This is a genomic window from Micromonospora endolithica (assembly GCF_003626595.1).
Classification (GTDB): domain Bacteria; phylum Actinomycetota; class Actinomycetes; order Mycobacteriales; family Micromonosporaceae; genus Micromonospora; species Micromonospora endolithica.
Window position 1 is genome coordinate 686,066 of the sequence record NZ_RBAK01000002.1, and the last position, 16,350, is coordinate 702,415.

Sequence of the window (16,350 nt, forward strand, 5' to 3'; positions counted from 1 at the left end):
GATTCCCAGGTGACTTCGGCGCGACGGCGCGGCTCGGGGATAGGCTCATGATCGTGACCTACCTCGCCGCCGATGCGCGATACGACCAGATGACCTACCGGCGCAGCGGTCGCAGCGGCCTGCGGCTGCCCGCGATCTCCCTCGGCCTGTGGCACAACTTCGGGCCGGACCGGCCGTACGAGCGGCAGCGCGACATCGTCCGCCGCGCCTTCGACCTCGGGGTGACCCACTTCGACCTGGCCAACAACTACGGACCGCCGCCGGGCAGCGCGGAGGAGAACTTCGGCCGGATGCTCGCCACCGATCTCAAGCCGTACCGGGACGAGCTGGTCATCTCCACCAAGGCCGGCTACCTGATGTGGCCCGGCCCGTACGGCGAGTGGGGCTCCCGCAAGTCCCTGATCGCGTCGCTGGACCAGTCGCTGCGCCGCCTCGGGCTGGAGTACGTCGACGTCTTCTACTCCCACCGGTTCGACCCGGACACCCCGCTGGAGGAGACGATGGGCGCGCTCGACGCCATCGTCCGCTCCGGCAAGGCGCTCTACGTCGGCATCTCGAACTACGACTCGGCGCAGACCGAGCAAGCCGCCGCGATCCTGCGGGACCTGGGCACGCCGCTGCTGATCAACCAGCCGTCGTACTCGATGCTCAACCGCTGGACCGAGAACGACGGCCTGCTGGACACGCTGGAGCGGGTGGGTGCGGGCTGCATCGCGTACAGCCCGCTGGCCCAGGGGGTGCTCACCGACCGCTACCTGGGCGGCATCCCGGCGGATTCCCGGGTCCGCACCAGCGTCTTCCTCGACGAGAGCGACCTCGGCGAGGAGCGGATGGCGACCATCCGGGCGCTGGGCGACATCGCGGCGCGACGCGGTCAGTCGCTGGCCCAGCTGGCGTTGGCGTGGGCGCTGCGTGACCCGCGGATGACCAGCCTGATCATCGGCGCGAGCAGCGTCGGCCAGCTGGAGACGAACGTCGCCGCCCTGGACAACCTCGACTTCTCCGCCGACGAGCTGGCCGAGATCGAACGTCACCTGGGCTGACGGTCAACCATGAGCCCGGGGCCAGGGAACCTGAAGCGGGGTGCCGGGCTCACATCTGGTTCTTGCTGTTGCGGGCCTCCTCGCTGAGGTGCCGGGCGGCCTGGGTGCTCTCGTCGCGTACCTCGGCCACGCCGCGGGCCGCGGTGCCCCTGATGGCGTCGGTGGCCTGGTGCGCGGGTCCGCGCAGGTTGTCCTGTGCCTGGTGGGCGATATCCGCAGCTTGTTGCTTGACCTGCCCGGAGTGCGCCTGGGCCTGTTGCTTGAGACGTCCGGCAACCTGCTGTTCGGTGTTGCTGGACGGAAGCAGGGACGAGGCGAGAAGTCCCGCCCCGAAGGCGATCAGGCCAGCGGCGAGAGGGTTGCCCTCGGTCTGTCGCATCGATGTCTGGGGCAGGGCCCGCGCCTGCTGCCCGGCGGAGGACAGGGCGTCGCCGGCCTGGTGAGCCGCCGCCGATGCCTGGTGCATGCCGGTGTCGCGGGCGTTCCGGGTGGTTCCCATGACCTTGTCGACGGCGCGGCCGATTCGTCCGCGGGCCTGGTTGATCGGAGCGGTCACCGCCCTTCTCGGGCTGGCCTTGTGGGTCAGGGCGTCGACGTTGGCACTCAGGTCACCTCTGGTGGCCTCGATCTCGGCGCGAATCTGGTCGGGATCGCTTGTCATGCCGGTCCACCTCCTGCCTGCTAGCGGCCCCGCAGGGCATCCGGTATCTCCTGGGCGGTCTGCTTGGTCTGGGGTAGGGCGCGGAGCGTCTTGAGTTGCCTGCGCGCCCGACTGGCCAGTAGGCCGCTGACCACGGCCCACAGCACGGCGACGAGCAGCGCCGCCCATCCCTGGTCCATGACGTTGGACAGGCCCCACCACAGCGCGTTGGACAGGAACAGCAGGGTCAGTAACGCGCCGATCGCGGCGGCGACGATGATGCCGGCGGCGGAGCCCGCGGTGCGGGCTTCCTGCCGCAATTCGGCCTTGGCTAGTCGCACCTCTTGGCGCAGCAGAGTGGACAGGTCCCGGCTGGTGTCGGCGAGGAGTTGGCCGATGGAGTTCTGGGCCTTGTCGTTGCCGTCGCCGCGAGGCGGTGGCGTGGTCACGGTCCCACCTCACTGCCGGTCGGCCCGTGCCGCAAGGGGGGCCGTGGGCCTGCGGGAGGTGGAACGCGCAGCCCCTCGGTGGGGTGCGCTTCGGGCGGACCGGCCGGTTGGCCGGTCGAGCCGCCCTGACCGCCGGAGAGCGCGCGGCCGAGGCGACCGGCGAGCAGTCCGGCGATCGCGGCGCCCGCGAGAAAGGTGCCCGGGTGGCGTCGGCCGTAGTCGCGGATCTCGTCGAGCAGATCACCGGGCTCGCGGTTGTCGAGCCACCCGGCCGCCTGCTGGGCGGCGTCGGCGCCCCGGCGTACCAGGTCGGCGGCGAGGCCCTCCTGGTGACCGTCGTCGGCCATCGACCGCAGTTGACCGCCGAGGGCCCGCAGGCCGTCAGCGGCCCGCCGCTGTTGCTGTTCCGCCTGCTGCCGGGCTTGCGTGGCGGCCTCGTCGACGAGGTTGCGCGCCTGTCGTCCGGTCTCGGTGATCACCTCTCGGCCCTGGTCCACGGCATGGCTCGACACCTGGCTTCCGGCCTCCATGGCGTCCCGGCCGACACCGACGGCGGCATCGCGAGCCTGTCCAGCCTTCCCACCCGGTTGATGTGATCCGCTGGTCATCCGGTCTCCCCTCATCGATCCGGCCCGCGAAGTCGGTGAGCGCGTCTACCCGGACCTTGCGGACCTATGCCTCGCCGATCTGGTCGGCCCCCTGCCGGAGTGCTCGGCTGGATCAGACGCGACACGACCGTGGACCCTTCACGGCCGCCCGCAGCAACCTCTCAACACCAGGTGAGCGTCGAGTTGACCCGTGTGACGTTGCTGATCGTGTTGTTCGCCCCGCCACAGGGGCTCTGGGTGACGTTGGTGTTGGTGACGGTCAGGTTCTGCAAGCGGATACCGGAGGAGATCGGGAACTCGCTCCGCGAGGCGATCCTCACCTCGCCGCCGCCGGTCACCGTTCCGGACACCCCGGCGATGACCACGTTGTAGCAGTTCTCCACCAGGATCGCGTTGTTCCCGGTGTTCGAGATCGTCACCCGGTCGATGACCGCCCCACCGGACTCGGACACGCAGAAGATGCCGCGACCGCCGCCGGAGGCGATCACGTTCCCGACCCGGATGTTGGTCGGATACGAGCTGCCCACCCGGCCGTTGCGGTTGGCCATCCGGAACGCCGCGTACCCGGTCCCGGTCCCGGCGCCCTGGGCGTCGACCGTGCCGACGGTGGCGTTGATCGTGTCGTTGAGCAGGAGTCCGGAGTAGCCGGTGTTCCGGGCCGTGACCGTTCCGATCGTCAGGCCGTCCACACCGTACGTCTCCACCCCGTGCGCCCCGGTCCCGGACACGTACACGTTGTCGATGCGTACGTTGCGCACCTTGACCGACCTGTCCCCGCCGTGGTTGTCGATGCGTACCCCCAGACCCGAGGAGACCCGCATGTCGACCTGGCCGAGGGTCAGGTTGTTGACGTTACGCATGAAGATCCCGTACAACGGCGACCCGGTCAGCGTCAGGTTCTGCACCTCGACGTCGGTGGTGCCCCGCGAGTACACCGGCGCCTGGTCGCCCGAACCGGATCCGGTCACGTTGATCGTGCCGCACACCGCCAGGGTGGTGTACGACGGCAGCGACAACCGCGATCCCGCGCTCATCGACCCGGAGCCACGCACCACCACCCGCTGCTTCGACGTCCGGCCCGGTGACAGCGAGTTCACCGCCGCCTGCATCGCCGACAGCATGTCCGACCCCGAGTAGACCGTCGAGGACCCGTTGCGGGCCGACCAGGTGCTCCCACTCTGCACGGCCTCGGCCTGGTACGACCCGCTGCCGCAACCGGTGCTCGGCGGTGGTGTGGTGGGGGTGCCACCGCCCATCGGGACCAGCTGCCACTGCTGGTTCCAGCCGTCGAGGTCGGCGTACTGGGAGATCCGCCCGCCGTCGGCGGTGGACCGCTCCCAGACCTCCAGCGCCTTGCGGGAATGCCGGTTGATCAGTCGGACGTGGCCCCCGTCGGAGTCGAGCACCTGGAACTGCTGGTTGGTGCCGTTGGTGTCGGGCCACTGGCGGAACTCGGCGCCGTCGGCGGTGTTCCACTCCCAGAGGTCGACGACCTTGCCGCTGTGCCGGGCCTTGAGGCGGTAGTAGCCGCTGCCGGACGAGACGAACTGGAACTGTTGCCAGTCGCCGTCGTTGCGGGACCACTGCTGGATCACGGCGCCGTCGGCCGTCGAGGTGTCCCGGACGTCGAGGACCTTGCCGCTGTGCCGGTTGACCAGCACGTACCAGGCACTGGTGTCGATGGTCGCCGCCTGCGCGGGCGGCGCGCCGACCACGGCGACACCGGCCGCGCCGGCCAGCGCCGCGATCATGGCCACGGCCAGGCCGGTACGCCGCCCGAGGCGGATCGCCCCACCACGGGTCGGTCTCGTGAGGGTGAGGGGCATCGGTCCTCCTGATGCATCGGAACGGGTCGACTCGGGAAGACCGCGCGCGGTCACCCCGGACGGGGTGGCTGTTCGAGAGGGAAGGTGGGCAGTGATGACCCGCCACGGAGGAGCACGCGCGTTTCCGCAGTATGTTGGCGCTAACATAGATAGATGTCAAGCAATCTCACCCGTTGACGTGCAGCGAGGGTCGACCACGAAGCAGATGTGAGAAACGGCGAGAGGTGGGCCGGAAACGGATCAGCGGCCTGGTCGATGGTGCTCGACCAGGCCGCTGACCTGCTGTCCCAAGGGTGGAGCCGAGGGGACTCGAACCCCTGACCCCCACACTGCCAGTGTGGTGCGCTACCAGCTGCGCCACGGCCCCTTGCCTCGTCCCGGTCGCCCGGGCACGGGAAGAACTATACACACGGCGTTCGGCATGGTCATCTCACGGGGGTACCCCCGGAAGACGTCAGTTGAGGGCCACGTCGGCGGGGAAGTGCGCGACCGCCGCCATCATCCCGCCCTGCCTGCGCAGCACCATCGGCCAGAGGTCGTCGGGGCGTTCGACGAAGGCGTCACCGGGCAGGGCGTCGAGCACGAACCAGGAACCGTCCTCGATCTCCTGCTCCACCTGACCGGCTCCCCAGCCGGAGTAGCCGGCGAACACCCGGATGGCACCGAGGTTCTCCCGCAGCCGCTCCGGGTCCACCGACAGGTCCAGCGTCCCGACGGCGCCGGAGACCTGGTGGAAACCCTTGACCCGCTGCACCGGGTGCCGCATCCGGGCCAGGCAGATGGCCGAGTCCGGCTGCACCGGGCCGCCCTCGAACAGGACCGCGGGATGCCGCGCCAGCTCGCTCCAGTCACCCAGCACGTCGGCGACCGGAACCTCGGTCGCCCGGTTCAGGACCACGCCGAGGGCCCCGCCGGGCTCGTGCGCCACCAGCAGCACGACCGTTCGGTCGAAGTTCGGGTCCTTCAGCGCGGGAGTGGCCACCAGGAGTCGCCCGGTCATCGACTCCATCGCCCGCCCGCCGATCGCCTGCCCCTCTCCCTGCATGCCGGACACGGTCAGACCGGCCCCATCGGCACGCACCGGGGCACCGGTGCCATCCGTGCTCTCAACGCCATGCCTGGCACCATAGCCTGCACCCGAGCCGGTGGCTAAGGTCTGACCGTCGGGTGATCGACAGGAAGAGGGAGGACCAGGTGAGTCCCACGGCGGAACTGGCGGTCATCGGCGGGTCGGGCCTCTACGCCCTCCTCGACGGCGCCACCGAGCACGAGGTGGAGACACCGTACGGCCGGCCCTCCGACGCGATCACGATCGCCGAGGTCGGCGGGCGCCGGGTGGCGTTCCTCCCCCGACACGGCCGGGACCACCGGCACCCGCCGCACCGGATCCCCTACCGCGCGAACCTGTGGGCGTTGCGGTCCCTCGGCGTACGCCAGGTGCTCGCCCCCTGCGCGGTCGGTGGCCTCCGCCCGGAGCTGGGACCGGGGACCTTCGTGGTGCCCGACCAACTGGTCGACCGCACCAGCGGCCGGACGCAGACCTACTACGACCAGGGCGCGGTGCACGTCTCGTTCGCCGACCCGTACTGCCCGACCGGCCGTCGTACGCTGCTCGACTCGGCGGCCCGGCACCGCGTCGCGGCGGTCGACGGCGGCACGGTCGTGGTGGTGGAGGGGCCCCGCTTCTCCACCCGCGCCGAGTCGCGCTGGTTCACCGCGATCGGTGGGGCGGTGGTCAACATGACCGGGCACCCGGAGGCCGTGCTGGCCCGGGAACTGGCGCTCTGCTACTCCTCCATCGCGTTGGTCACCGACCACGACGCCGGTGTGGCCGGTGGGGAGGCGGTGACCCAGGAGGAGGTGTTCCGGGTCTTCGGGGAGAACACCGACCGGCTGCGCGGCCTGCTGCTGGCGGCGGTGGCCGCCCTGCCGGCCGATCGCGACTGCGACTGCGGGCGCGCCCTGGACGGGATCAAGTTGCCGTTCCCGCTGCCCTGAGCGCGTTACCGGCGGCGCCCGGGTCCTTCCCGGGATTGCCCGGCCCCGCCTCGGCGAAACGCCGCAGCGGGCGGCTGAGCGGCGCTAGCGTCTGAAGACGATGGCTACGGTCCGCGACACCACGTACGACCTGCTGCGCGCCCTGGGCATGACCACCGTCTTCGGCAACCCCGGTTCCACCGAGGAGCCGTTCCTCGAAGCCTTCCCGGACGACTTCCACTATGTGCACGCGCTGCACGAGGCGACCGCGGTGGCGATGGCCGACGGGTACACCCAGGTCACCGGCCGCCCGGCGCACGTCAACCTGCACACCGCCCCGGGCACCGGCAACGCCATGGGCAACCTGGTCACCGCCTGGCACAACCGCGCGCCGCTGATCGTCACCGCCGGGCAGCAGAGCCGCGAGATGCTGCTGCTGGAGCCCCGGCTGACCAGTCGCCGGGCGACCGAACTGCCCCAGCCGTACGTGAAGTGGAGCCACGAACCGGTCCGCGCGCAGGACATCCCGGCGGCGGTGATGCGGGCGTACGCCACCGCCGTGCAGCCACCGGCGGGGCCGGTCTTCCTGTCGCTGCCCCTGGACGACTGGGCGCAACCGGCCGACCCGCCGCCCCCGGTGCGCACGGTGTCCACCCGGATCGCCCCGGACCCGTACCGGCTGGGCGAGTTCGCCGCCATGCTGGCGGCCAGCCGGGCGCCCGCCCTGGTGCTGGGCGCGGCGGTGGACCGGGCCGGCGCCTGGGCGGCGGCGGTGGCCCTGGCCGAACGGCTCGGCGCGCCGGTGTGGACGGCACCGGCGCCGGAGCGCACCGCCTTCCCCGAGGACCACCCGCACTACCAGGGCGTGCTGCCGTACGCGATCGCGCCGCTGGCCGAGAAGCTGCGCGGCCACGACACGGTGCTGGTGGTCGGCGCGCCGGTGTTCCGGTACTACCCGCACGTCCCCGGCGACCACCTGCCCGCCGGCGTACGCCTGCTGCACGTCACCGACGACCCGGAGGAGGCGGCGCGGGCCCCGGTGGGCGACAGCCTGCTCGGCGACGCCGGCCTGACGCTGGCGGACCTGCTCGACCTGCTTCCCGGTGCGGACCGGCCACCGCCACCGGCGCGGCCCGTGCCCGCGCCCCCGGCGGAGGGTCTGCCGCTCGACGCGGACGCGCTCTTCGCCGCCCTGGCCCGGCACTGGCCGGGCGACGGGGTGCTGGTGCAGGAGTCGCCGTCGAACCTGTCGGCGTTGCGCCGCCGGCTGCCGATCACCCGGGGAGGCTCGTACTTCACCATGGCCAGCGGCGGCCTCGGCTACGGCCTGCCGGCGGCGGTCGGGATCGCGCTCGCGCAGCGGGACACCGGCCGGAACCGGCCGGTCGTCGCGGTGATCGGCGACGGCTCGTTCCACTATTCGGTGCAGTCCCTCTGGACCGCCGCCCGGTTGGCACTGCCGCTGGTCGTGGTGGTGCCGGTCAACCAGCAGTACGCGATTCTCAAGTCGTTCGCCGAGTTCAAGCAGACCCCGGGCGTGCCCGGGCTGGACCTGCCCGGGATGGACCTCACGGCGCTGGCCCGGGGCTACGGGTGCGCGGCCGAGGTGGTCGAGACGCCCGACCAGCTCGGCACCGCCCTGGCGAGCGGCCTGCGGGCGGACCGGCCGACGGTGCTGCCGGTGCCGATCCGGACCGAGATACCCGACCTGCTCTGAATGCCCCGCCGCCGGCCTGGACGTCAGGGCGCGACGAGCAACAGTTGGCCGGTGAGCACGTCGAGCACGGGACGGTCGCCCAGCGGCGCGTCCAGGGTGGCCGTGACCGGTTCCAGCTTGAGCAGCGACCGGCACACGCCGGTGGACCGCACCACCCCGCCGCCGACGACCACCACGTGGTCGTGCTCCTGCACCAGAGGGGTGATCCCGGTGTCGCACGCGCCCACCCCGAGCTGCCAGGTGAGGGTCGTGCCGTCCTGCGTACGCAGGCCGCCCTGCGCGCCGACCAGTTCCGTCGGCGCGGTCCCCGCCGGCGCCGGCGGTTCGGGAAGCGGGACGACCGCCGACGGTGCGACGGCGACCCGGGCCACCGGTGCGTCGATCTCCGCCACGTCGAACAGCCAGGCCGGCACCGTCGCCTCGCCCCGGCTGGTCCGCAGCGGCACGGTGCCCAGCCGTACGCCGGTCACGGTCAGCGGGACACAGGCGTCCGCCGGCGAACTCACCGCGTCGTCCGGCCCACCGGGCGCCTCGGCGGGCGGGGTCATCGGCGCCTTCGGCCGTCCCGGGCAGGTCGGCGGGTCACCCTGGTCCAGCTGCCGGTACGCCTCGGCCGCAGCCACCAGCGGGACGGTCAGCGTCCCGTCCGGGAACCGGATCGTCCCGTCCTTCGGCACCGCGGTGGGCAGCGCCACCTGGTCGCGGTACCACCCGAGGCCGAAGGCCGTCTTCGTCTCCGCGGAGAACCCGGGATCACCGACCAGGACGGTCGGCTCCTGCAACGGCACATAGCCGGTACGCCACGCCGGCACCGGCCGCCACGCGGCGGCGACCTCGGTGGCCCGCGTCGTGAACGACTCCCACCGGTCCGGGCCGCCCGGCCCGGGGGTCGCTGTGCCTCCCGTCGCGGGGCTTCCCGGCGAGGCACGATCCACCGGTGCGCAACCGGCGGACACGACCACCAGCACGGACAGACCCACCAGCATTCCCACCCGACGCATACCCCTCAGACGCTCCCCATCCCCCACCGGTTCCCCACCCACCCCCCACCCCCCCACCGCCCCAGGGCGGTGATCATGGGGTTGACGGAGGATTTGGAGATCGATTCAGCCGTCAACGCCATGATCACCGAGGAAGGTGGGGGACCGACCGGGGGTGGGACGGGGGCCGGAGACGACTGTGCGCCCCGGTCCGGTGGACCGGGGCGCACAGGTGAGGTGGTGGAGGTGCCGGGAATCGAACCCGGGTCCTTCGCCGGTTTGTCAGGGCTTCTCCGAGCGCAGCTCGCTGTGCCTCTACTCGGCCCCACCGCTCACGCGAGCAAGTTGGTGTGACGGGCCCAGTCGCTGATTGATCTCGCCGCACGGACCCCGCGACCGGGTCCGATTGGCCAGCCTTCTAACTGATGCCGGCTACTGGGACGAAGGCGTTCCCAGGCCGACAGACTCAGCTACTCGCCTCAGGCGGCGAGAGCGAAGTCAGCGCGATTGTTCTTGGCGCTTATAAATTTCCGACGACCGATTCTCGAGACGACGTCGGCTTCCTCGGCTCGCTTCCCCTGTCGCTGCGTACGAAGTCGAAACCAGTCACCCCCTCGACAGGCCGCCGATGTGGCGGCACTGACAAGACTAACGCCTGCCGCAACGGGTTTCATCCCGAGCCCCGGGCCGGCGTGCCGAACCGGACAGACGGGACTCAGTCCTCCATACCCTTGCCGCGCCGGCCGGAGGCCCGGGCGATCTCCCGGTCCGCGTCCCGCTTGGCGAGGTCCTGCCGCTTGTCGTAGGACTTCTTGCCCTTGGCCAGCGCGATCTCCACCTTCGCCCAGCCGTCGGAGAAGTAGACCTGCAACGGGACCACGGTCAGGCCACCCTCGCGGGTCTTGCCGATCAGCCGGTCGATCTCCATCCGGTTGAGCAGCAGCTTGCGGGTACGCCGGGGCTCGTGGTTGGTCCAGGTGCCCTGGGTGTATTCCGGGATGTGCATGCCGTGCAGGTAGAGCTCGCCGTCGCGCTCCTGGGCGAACGCGTCGACCAGCGACGCGCGCCCCGCGCGCAGGGACTTGACCTCGGTGCCGGTCAACGCCATGCCCGCCTCGTAGGTGTCGAGGATCGCGTAGTCGTGCCGGGCCTTCTTGTTGGAGGCGACGACCTTGCGTCCCTTTTCCCGTGGCATCGGCGCCACCCCCTCTCCTGGTCGTTCCGCGGCCGGCCGCGGAGCGGAGATCATGCTACCCGAACGGTAAGCGCCCGCCGGCTCCCATTATTCCGGGCCGCTCCGGGGCGGCGGGCCGCGCCCGCGGGCCGGCCGGAGCCGGGTACGCCGACGGCCACCGCGTGTTCCCGGAGCCTGGAGGAGGCGTCGGGACGCAGCCGCGGTGGCCGTCGGCGGAAAGCGCTAGACCCGCAGGTAGAATCGGAGCGTCACCCAGGCGGTGACCGCGCTGATCAGGGCGCCGACACCGGCCATCACCGGGAAGGTCACGAACACCTCGCCCCAGCTGACCGGAGCGAACAGCCCCTGGAGCGCGCTCAGCGCCCCGTCGAAGAGGAACTTCTTCAACCCGATCAGGGCGAAGAGGCCGACAACCGATCCGATCAGGCCGGCCACCACCGCCTCCAGCACGAACGGTGCCTGGATGAACCAGTTCGACGCGCCCACCAGCTTCATGACCGCCACCTCACGCCGCTTGCTGTACGCGGCGACCTGGATGGTGTTCGCGACCAGCAACAGGGCCGCGACGGCCATGGCGATGGCCGCCACCAGGGCGATGTTCTGCCCGGCGGTGAAGAGGTCGAAGATCTTGTCCAGCACCCGGCTCTGGTCGACCACCTGGTCGACGCCCTCGACGGTCGAGTACTGCTCCGAGATGGCCTTGTATTCCTCGGGGTTGACCAGGTTGACGCGGAAGGACTGGGGCAGCTGCTCCGCCTTGACCACGCTCAGCAGGTCGGGCGAGTCCCGGAACATCTCCTGGAAGCGCTTGTACGCCTCGTCCTTGTCGACGTAGTTGACCTCGCGGACGAGTGGGTCGCCCTCCAGTTTGGTCCTGATGTCGGCGACCTGCTGCTCGCTGGCCTCCTTCTCCAGGAAGATCGACACCTGGATGTTGTCGAAGTACAGCTGCTTCATGTCGGCGACCTTGGTGTAGATCAGGCCGCTGGCACCCAGCATGGTCAGCGAAACCGCCATCGTGATGATCATCGCGACGGTCATGGTCACGTTGCGCCACAGTCCAACCAGTACCTCGGACAGGACGTATTTCACGCGCATCGGGGATTCCTCCGGGTCTCCGGCATGAGGTGTTCGTCGTCAGGCTGCGCAGGGGTGAGAAGCCGGCTCACCCGTAGACGCCGCGGGCCTGGTCGCGCACGATGCGGCCGCTCTCGATCTCGACGACGCGGCGGCGCATCTGGTTCACGATGTTGGAGTCGTGCGTGACCATCACGACGGTCGTGCCGGTGCGGTTGATCCGGTCCAGCAGGCGCATGATCTCGATCGAGGTGTCCGGGTCCAGGTTTCCGGTCGGCTCGTCCGCGAGCAGGATCAGCGGGCGGTTGACGAACGCCCGCGCGACGGCCACCCGCTGCTGCTCACCACCGGAGAGCTCGTGCGGGTAACGGTGCTCCTTGCCACCGAGCCCGACCAGCTCCAGCACCTCGGGAACGACCCGGCGGGCGACCGCCTTGGTCTTGCCGATCACCTCGAGGGCGAACGCCACGTTCTCGTACGCGGTGCGGTTGGGCAGCAACCGGAAGTCCTGGAAGACGCAGCCGATCGAGCGCCGGAAGTGGGGTCGCTTCCAGGAACGCATCGACGTGACGTCCTTGCTGTTGACGATGACCCGACCCTTGTTGGGCGAGACCTCGTGCAGCAACAGCTTGATGATGGTGGACTTGCCGGAGCCGGATGGACCGATGAAGAAGACGAACTCGCCCTTCTCGATCGAGACGGACACGTTGTCGAGCGAAGGCCGGGACGCCTTCGGGTACGTCTTCGTCACTTGCTCAAGCTGAATCACGGGTCGTGAGTCTACGCGGTGTAACCGGAGAGCCAAGTGCCAAGCCCCTCCGTTGGGAGGCGAGTCATCGATTCACGGGGAAAAGAGAAGATCGATGACGCGCTCCGCCCGGAGATCGTCACGCACCGTCGCCGGCAAGCTGCTGCTGCTTGCGCCAGCGAATCCCCGCCTCGATGAAGCTGTCCAGTTCGCCGTCGAAGACGGAGGACGGATTGCCGGTCTCCTGCTCGGTTCGGAGATCCTTCACCATCTGATACGGGTGCAGGACGTACGAGCGCATCTGGTCGCCCCACGAGCCGGCGGCGTCGGTCTTGAGCCCGGCCATCTTGGCCTGCTCCTCCTGCCGCTTGCGCTCCAGCAGCCGGGCCTGGAGCACCCGCAGCGCGGACGCCTTGTTCTGCAACTGGGACTTCTCGTTCTGGCAGGTCACCACGATGCCGGTCGGGATGTGGGTGAGCCGGACGGCGGAGTCGGTGGTGTTGACGCTCTGCCCACCCGGGCCCGAGGACCGGTAGACGTCGACCCGCATCTCGTTCTCGGGGATGTCGATGTGGTCGGTCTGCTCCACCACCGGCAGCACCTCGACGCCGGCGAAGCTGGTCTGCCGCCGGCCCTGGTTGTCGAAGGGACTGATCCGGACCAGCCGGTGGGTGCCCGACTCGACGCTGAGCGTGCCGTAGGCGTACGGCACCTTGACCGTGAAGGTGGCCGACTTCAGGCCCGCCTCCTCGGCGTACGAGGTCTCGTAGACCTCGGTCGGGTAGCCGTGCCGCTCGGCCCAGCGCAGGTACATCCGTAGCAGCATCTCGGCGAAGTCCGCCGCGTCCACGCCGCCCGCGCCGGCGCGGATCGCCACCAGCGCCTCCCGGGAGTCGTACTCCCCGGAGAGCAGCGTGCGGACCTCCATCTCCTCGATGGCCTTGGCCAGCCCCGCGATCTCCGTCTCGACCTCGGTGAGCACCCCCGGGTCGGACTCCGCCTCGGCCAGCTCCAGCAGCACCTGGGCGTCGTCCAGGCGGGAACGCAGCGAGCCGAGCTTGCTGATCTCGCCGTTGACGTACGACAGTTGGGAGGTGACCTGCTGAGCCTTGGCCTGGTCGTCCCAGAGGTCGGGGACGGATGCCTCCTGCTCCAGGCGGGCCTTGTCCTCCTGGAGGCGGTCGACGTCGAGCACCGACTCGATGTTCCGGAGGGTGGCGTCGAGGTCCTTGAGCTGTTCGGCGTAATCGGCAGCGGTCACGACAGACAAGCGTACTTGGCGTACGGCGATCCGCTCGCGTCACACCACCGACCAGCGAAGTCGATCACCCGACGGGGGCCGACTTGAGCCACGTCAGCGCGGCCTTGTGGTAGGCGACGGCGAACTCCAGCGCGCTGGCGTCGTACGGGTCGCCCTCCTTCTTGGCGTTCTTGACCTGTTCCCGCACCCGGGCCAGCGCCTCGGTGTGGTATTCGTTGGCCGCCGACTGGAGGTTCTTCAGCTGGCTGGCCGAGTGCAGGTTGCCGAACGCGATCCGCAGCGCTATCGGGTTGCGGATGGTGTCCCGCCCCGGGTCCTCGGCCAGCCACCGGGAGAAGACCCGCTTGCCGGCCGCGGTCAGCGCGTACGGCTGGCTGGAGCGCGGGCCGGGCTTACCCAGCCGGACGAGCCCCTTGTCCGCCAGCACCGGAAGCTCGCGGTAGACCTGACTGCGGGTCATCGACCAGTACGGCGCCAGCCGTCGTTCGGCGGCGGCCATCAACTGGCCGCCTGTCATGGGACCCTCGTGGAGCAGCCCGAGCAGGGCCGCCGCCGTAGGGTTGACTCCGGAATCCGCCATGCCCCTCACGCTGCCACTTTGCCGACCCGGCGTCCAGGATTTGCCGTTTTCGCCACCCGGTAGGGGTTCCTATGTGCACTGTCGGCGGGCGACAGTCCGGCGGGGAGCGCGGACGACCGTCCGGCAGGGAGCGCCGACGACCGTCCGTCGGGGAGCTGCCGTCCGGCGGGGAGCGCGGCCGGGGGGACGCGGAGCGGCCCCCCGGCCGGTGCCGGGGGGCCGCCACCGGGAGCGTCAGCCCATGTGCGGGTACGCGTGGTCGGTCGGCGGGACGAAGGTCTCCTTGATCGTCCGCGGCGACATCCACCGCACCAGGTTGTGCCAGGAGCCGGCCTTGTCGTTGGTGCCGCTGGCCCGGGCGCCGCCGAAGGGCTGCTGCCCCACCACCGCGCCGGTCGGCTTGTCGTTGACGTAGAAGTTGCCGGCCGCGTACCGCATCTTCTCCGCGACCGCCTCGACCACCCGGCGGTCGTTGGCGAAGATCGACCCGGTCAGCGCGTACGGCGCGATGGCCTCGGCCTGGGCCACCACCTCGTCGAACCGGCCGTCGTCGAAGACGTGCACCCCGAGGATCGGACCGAAGTACTCGGTGGTGAAGGTCTCGTGCGCCGCGTCGGTGCACTCGAAGACGGTGGGCCGGACGAAGTACCCGACCGAGTCGTCCGCGGTGCCACCGGCGACGACCCGGCAGGCGTCGTCGGAGTTGATCAGCTCCAGGGCGGCGGTGTGCCGGGCGAACGCCCGGTCGTCGATCACCGCGCCGCCGAAGTTGGTGAAGTCGGTGACGTCGCCGTAGGTGAGGGCGTCGGTGGTGGCGGCGAGCCGGTCGCGCAGGCCGCCCTCCCAGAGCGACCGCGGGACGTACGCGCGGGAGGCCGCCGAGCACTTCTGGCCCTGGTACTCGAAGGCGCCCCGGACCAGGGCGGTGTGCAGCGCGTCGACGTCGGCGCTGGTGTGTGCCACGACGAAGTCCTTGCCGCCGGTCTCGCCCACCAGTCGCGGGTAGCCCCGGTAGCGGGCGATGTTGTCGCCGACGGTCTTCCACAGGTGCTGGAAGACCTTGGTGGAGCCGGTGAAGTGGATGCCGGCCAGGTCCGGGTCGGCGAGCACCACGTCGGAGACCTCCTCGCCCCGGCCGGTGACCATGTTGGTCACACCCGGCGGGAGGCCGGCGGCCTCGAAGAGCCGCATGGTGAAGTGCGCGGCGAACTGCTGCGTCGGACCCGGCTTCCAGACCACGGTGTTGCCCAGCAGGGCCGGCGCCGAGGGCAGGTTGCCGGCGATCGCGGTGAAGTTGAAGGGGGTGACCGCGTAGACGAAGCCCTCCAGCGGGCGGTGGTCGAAGCGGTTCCAGACCCCCGGCGAGGACATCGGCTGCTCCTCGAGCAGCCGGCGGGCGAAGGCCACGTTGAACCGGAGGAAGTCGATGAACTCGCACGCCGAGTCGATCTCCGCCTGGATCGCGGTCTTCGACTGGCCCAGCATGGTGGCGGCGTTCAGGGTGTCCCGCCAGGGGCCGGCGAGCAGCTCGGCGGCGCGCAGGAAGATCGCCGCGCGCTCGGCGAACGGCAGCGCCCGCCACATCGGCGCCGCGTCCTTGGCCGCCTTGACCGCCGCCCGCGCGTCGTCGTGGGTGGCGTGCGCGGTGACCCCGAGCACGTGCGCGTGGCGGTGCGGCTGCACCACGTCGATCGACGCGCCACCGGCCATCCGCTGCTCACCCGCGATCGTCATCGGCAGGTCGATCCGCTCCGCGGCCAGCTCGGTCAGCCGCCCCTGGAGCCGCTCCCGGTCGGCGCTCCCCGGCTCGTAGTTGCGTACCGGCTCGTTGCGCGGCTCGGGTACGGAGAACACGGCGTCCATCACAGGCTCCTGTGCGATCTCGACAGCGGTGGCGAAATCGGACCCGCAGGCGACCGGCCGGGCGACCGGGCACCGGGCACCATCCGGCAGAGCCGGTCGCGGCGGCGGGACCTGCCTGCGATTCTCCCACGTCCAGCACCGCCTCCCGCCGTGGCACCTCCCGCACCCCACCCGGCGGAACGCACCCACCCCATCCCTGATCGATCAAGAGGTTCACGTCAGCTCCGGCGCGATTCCTGACGCAAACCTCTTGATCAACGGCCTGGTCGGGGTGGGTGGGTGGGTGGGTGGGGTGGGGGGTGGGTGGGCGGGGTGGGTGGGGCTCGGGGGGTGGCCGCGTACGCTGGGTGGCTGGTGAAACCGCCGGCCGCGCCGTGCGCCGGGCG

Annotated in this window: 15 protein-coding genes, 1 tRNA gene and 1 other RNA gene; 4 read left to right on the forward strand and 13 right to left on the reverse strand. The window is 70.7% G+C overall.

Annotated features, from left to right (window positions below; translation table 11 throughout):
• Window positions 1-47 precede the first annotated feature (47 nt).
• Window positions 48-1,043, forward strand: a complete 996-nt coding sequence (mgrA, locus tag D7223_RS09075; RefSeq protein ID WP_120726986.1) for an L-glyceraldehyde 3-phosphate reductase — start codon at window positions 48-50, stop codon at window positions 1,041-1,043.
• A gap of 49 nt (window positions 1,044-1,092) precedes the next feature.
• Here mgrA and D7223_RS09080 read toward each other — a convergent pair whose 3' ends face one another.
• A complete protein-coding gene (locus D7223_RS09080) occupies window positions 1,093-1,704 on the reverse strand; it encodes a DUF3618 domain-containing protein (RefSeq protein ID WP_120726988.1) in 612 nt (203 codons plus the stop codon).
• A gap of 20 nt (window positions 1,705-1,724) precedes the next feature.
• The gene (locus tag D7223_RS09085) at window positions 1,725-2,132 is read right to left on the reverse strand and encodes a phage holin family protein (protein ID WP_120726990.1); all 408 of its coding nucleotides are present in this window, start codon (window positions 2,130-2,132) and stop codon (window positions 1,725-1,727) included.
• Window positions 2,133-2,215: 83 nt separating this feature from the next.
• Between D7223_RS09085 and D7223_RS09090 the strand changes: the two genes are divergently transcribed.
• Complete coding sequence (locus tag D7223_RS09090) at window positions 2,216-2,728, forward strand: hypothetical protein (RefSeq protein WP_120726992.1); 513 nt, start codon at window positions 2,216-2,218, stop codon at window positions 2,726-2,728.
• Between the two features lie 173 nt (window positions 2,729-2,901).
• On the opposite strand, the gene D7223_RS09095 is transcribed toward D7223_RS09090, so the two are convergent.
• From D7223_RS09095 to D7223_RS09105, 3 genes are all read right to left on the reverse strand, one after another.
• Complete coding sequence (locus D7223_RS09095; RefSeq protein ID WP_120726994.1) at window positions 2,902-4,566, reverse strand: RICIN domain-containing protein; 1,665 nt, start codon at window positions 4,564-4,566, stop codon at window positions 2,902-2,904.
• A gap of 294 nt (window positions 4,567-4,860) precedes the next feature.
• Window positions 4,861-4,933 (reverse strand) — tRNA-Ala (locus D7223_RS09100).
• 87 nt (window positions 4,934-5,020) lie between these two features.
• Window positions 5,021-5,611, reverse strand: a complete 591-nt coding sequence (locus D7223_RS09105) for a YqgE/AlgH family protein (RefSeq protein ID WP_120727157.1) — start codon at window positions 5,609-5,611, stop codon at window positions 5,021-5,023.
• Window positions 5,612-5,760: 149 nt separating this feature from the next.
• On the opposite strand from D7223_RS09105, the gene D7223_RS09110 reads away from it, so the two are divergent.
• Together D7223_RS09110 and mdlC are read left to right on the forward strand one after the other, a co-directional pair.
• The gene (locus D7223_RS09110; RefSeq protein WP_120727160.1) at window positions 5,761-6,564 is read left to right on the forward strand and encodes an S-methyl-5'-thioadenosine phosphorylase; all 804 of its coding nucleotides are present in this window, start codon (window positions 5,761-5,763) and stop codon (window positions 6,562-6,564) included.
• Between the two features lie 100 nt (window positions 6,565-6,664).
• Complete coding sequence (mdlC, locus tag D7223_RS09115; RefSeq protein ID WP_120726996.1) at window positions 6,665-8,260, forward strand: benzoylformate decarboxylase; 1,596 nt, start codon at window positions 6,665-6,667, stop codon at window positions 8,258-8,260.
• Window positions 8,261-8,283: 23 nt separating this feature from the next.
• Here the strand turns inward: mdlC and D7223_RS09120 are convergent, their stop codons facing one another.
• From D7223_RS09120 to pruA, 8 genes are all read right to left on the reverse strand, one after another.
• Window positions 8,284-9,261 carry a hypothetical protein gene (locus D7223_RS09120; RefSeq protein ID WP_120726998.1) on the reverse strand — a complete coding sequence of 326 codons (978 nt, stop codon included), beginning with the start codon at window positions 9,259-9,261 and terminating at the stop codon, window positions 8,284-8,286.
• A gap of 217 nt (window positions 9,262-9,478) precedes the next feature.
• Window positions 9,479-9,854, reverse strand: a transfer-messenger RNA (tmRNA) gene (gene ssrA, locus D7223_RS09125).
• A 101-nt stretch (window positions 9,855-9,955) separates the two neighbouring features.
• Window positions 9,956-10,435, reverse strand: a complete 480-nt coding sequence (gene smpB / locus D7223_RS09130; RefSeq protein WP_120727161.1) for an SsrA-binding protein SmpB — start codon at window positions 10,433-10,435, stop codon at window positions 9,956-9,958.
• A gap of 222 nt (window positions 10,436-10,657) precedes the next feature.
• Window positions 10,658-11,533, reverse strand: coding sequence for a permease-like cell division protein FtsX (gene ftsX, locus D7223_RS09135; RefSeq protein ID WP_120727000.1), 876 nt, complete (start codon window positions 11,531-11,533; stop codon window positions 10,658-10,660).
• 67 nt (window positions 11,534-11,600) lie between these two features.
• Entirely contained in the window at window positions 11,601-12,281 is a 681-nt protein-coding gene (gene ftsE, locus D7223_RS09140) for a cell division ATP-binding protein FtsE (RefSeq protein ID WP_120727002.1), read from the reverse strand.
• A gap of 118 nt (window positions 12,282-12,399) precedes the next feature.
• Window positions 12,400-13,521: a peptide chain release factor 2 gene (gene prfB / locus D7223_RS09145; protein ID WP_120727004.1), complete on the reverse strand. Its 1,122-nt coding sequence runs from the start codon at window positions 13,519-13,521 to the stop codon at window positions 12,400-12,402.
• Window positions 13,522-13,585: 64 nt separating this feature from the next.
• Complete coding sequence (locus tag D7223_RS09150) at window positions 13,586-14,101, reverse strand: PadR family transcriptional regulator (RefSeq protein ID WP_120727006.1); 516 nt, start codon at window positions 14,099-14,101, stop codon at window positions 13,586-13,588.
• 234 nt (window positions 14,102-14,335) lie between these two features.
• Entirely contained in the window at window positions 14,336-15,964 is a 1,629-nt protein-coding gene (gene pruA, locus D7223_RS09155) for an L-glutamate gamma-semialdehyde dehydrogenase (RefSeq protein WP_120727008.1), read from the reverse strand.
• Window positions 15,965-16,350: the final 386 nt, after the last annotated feature.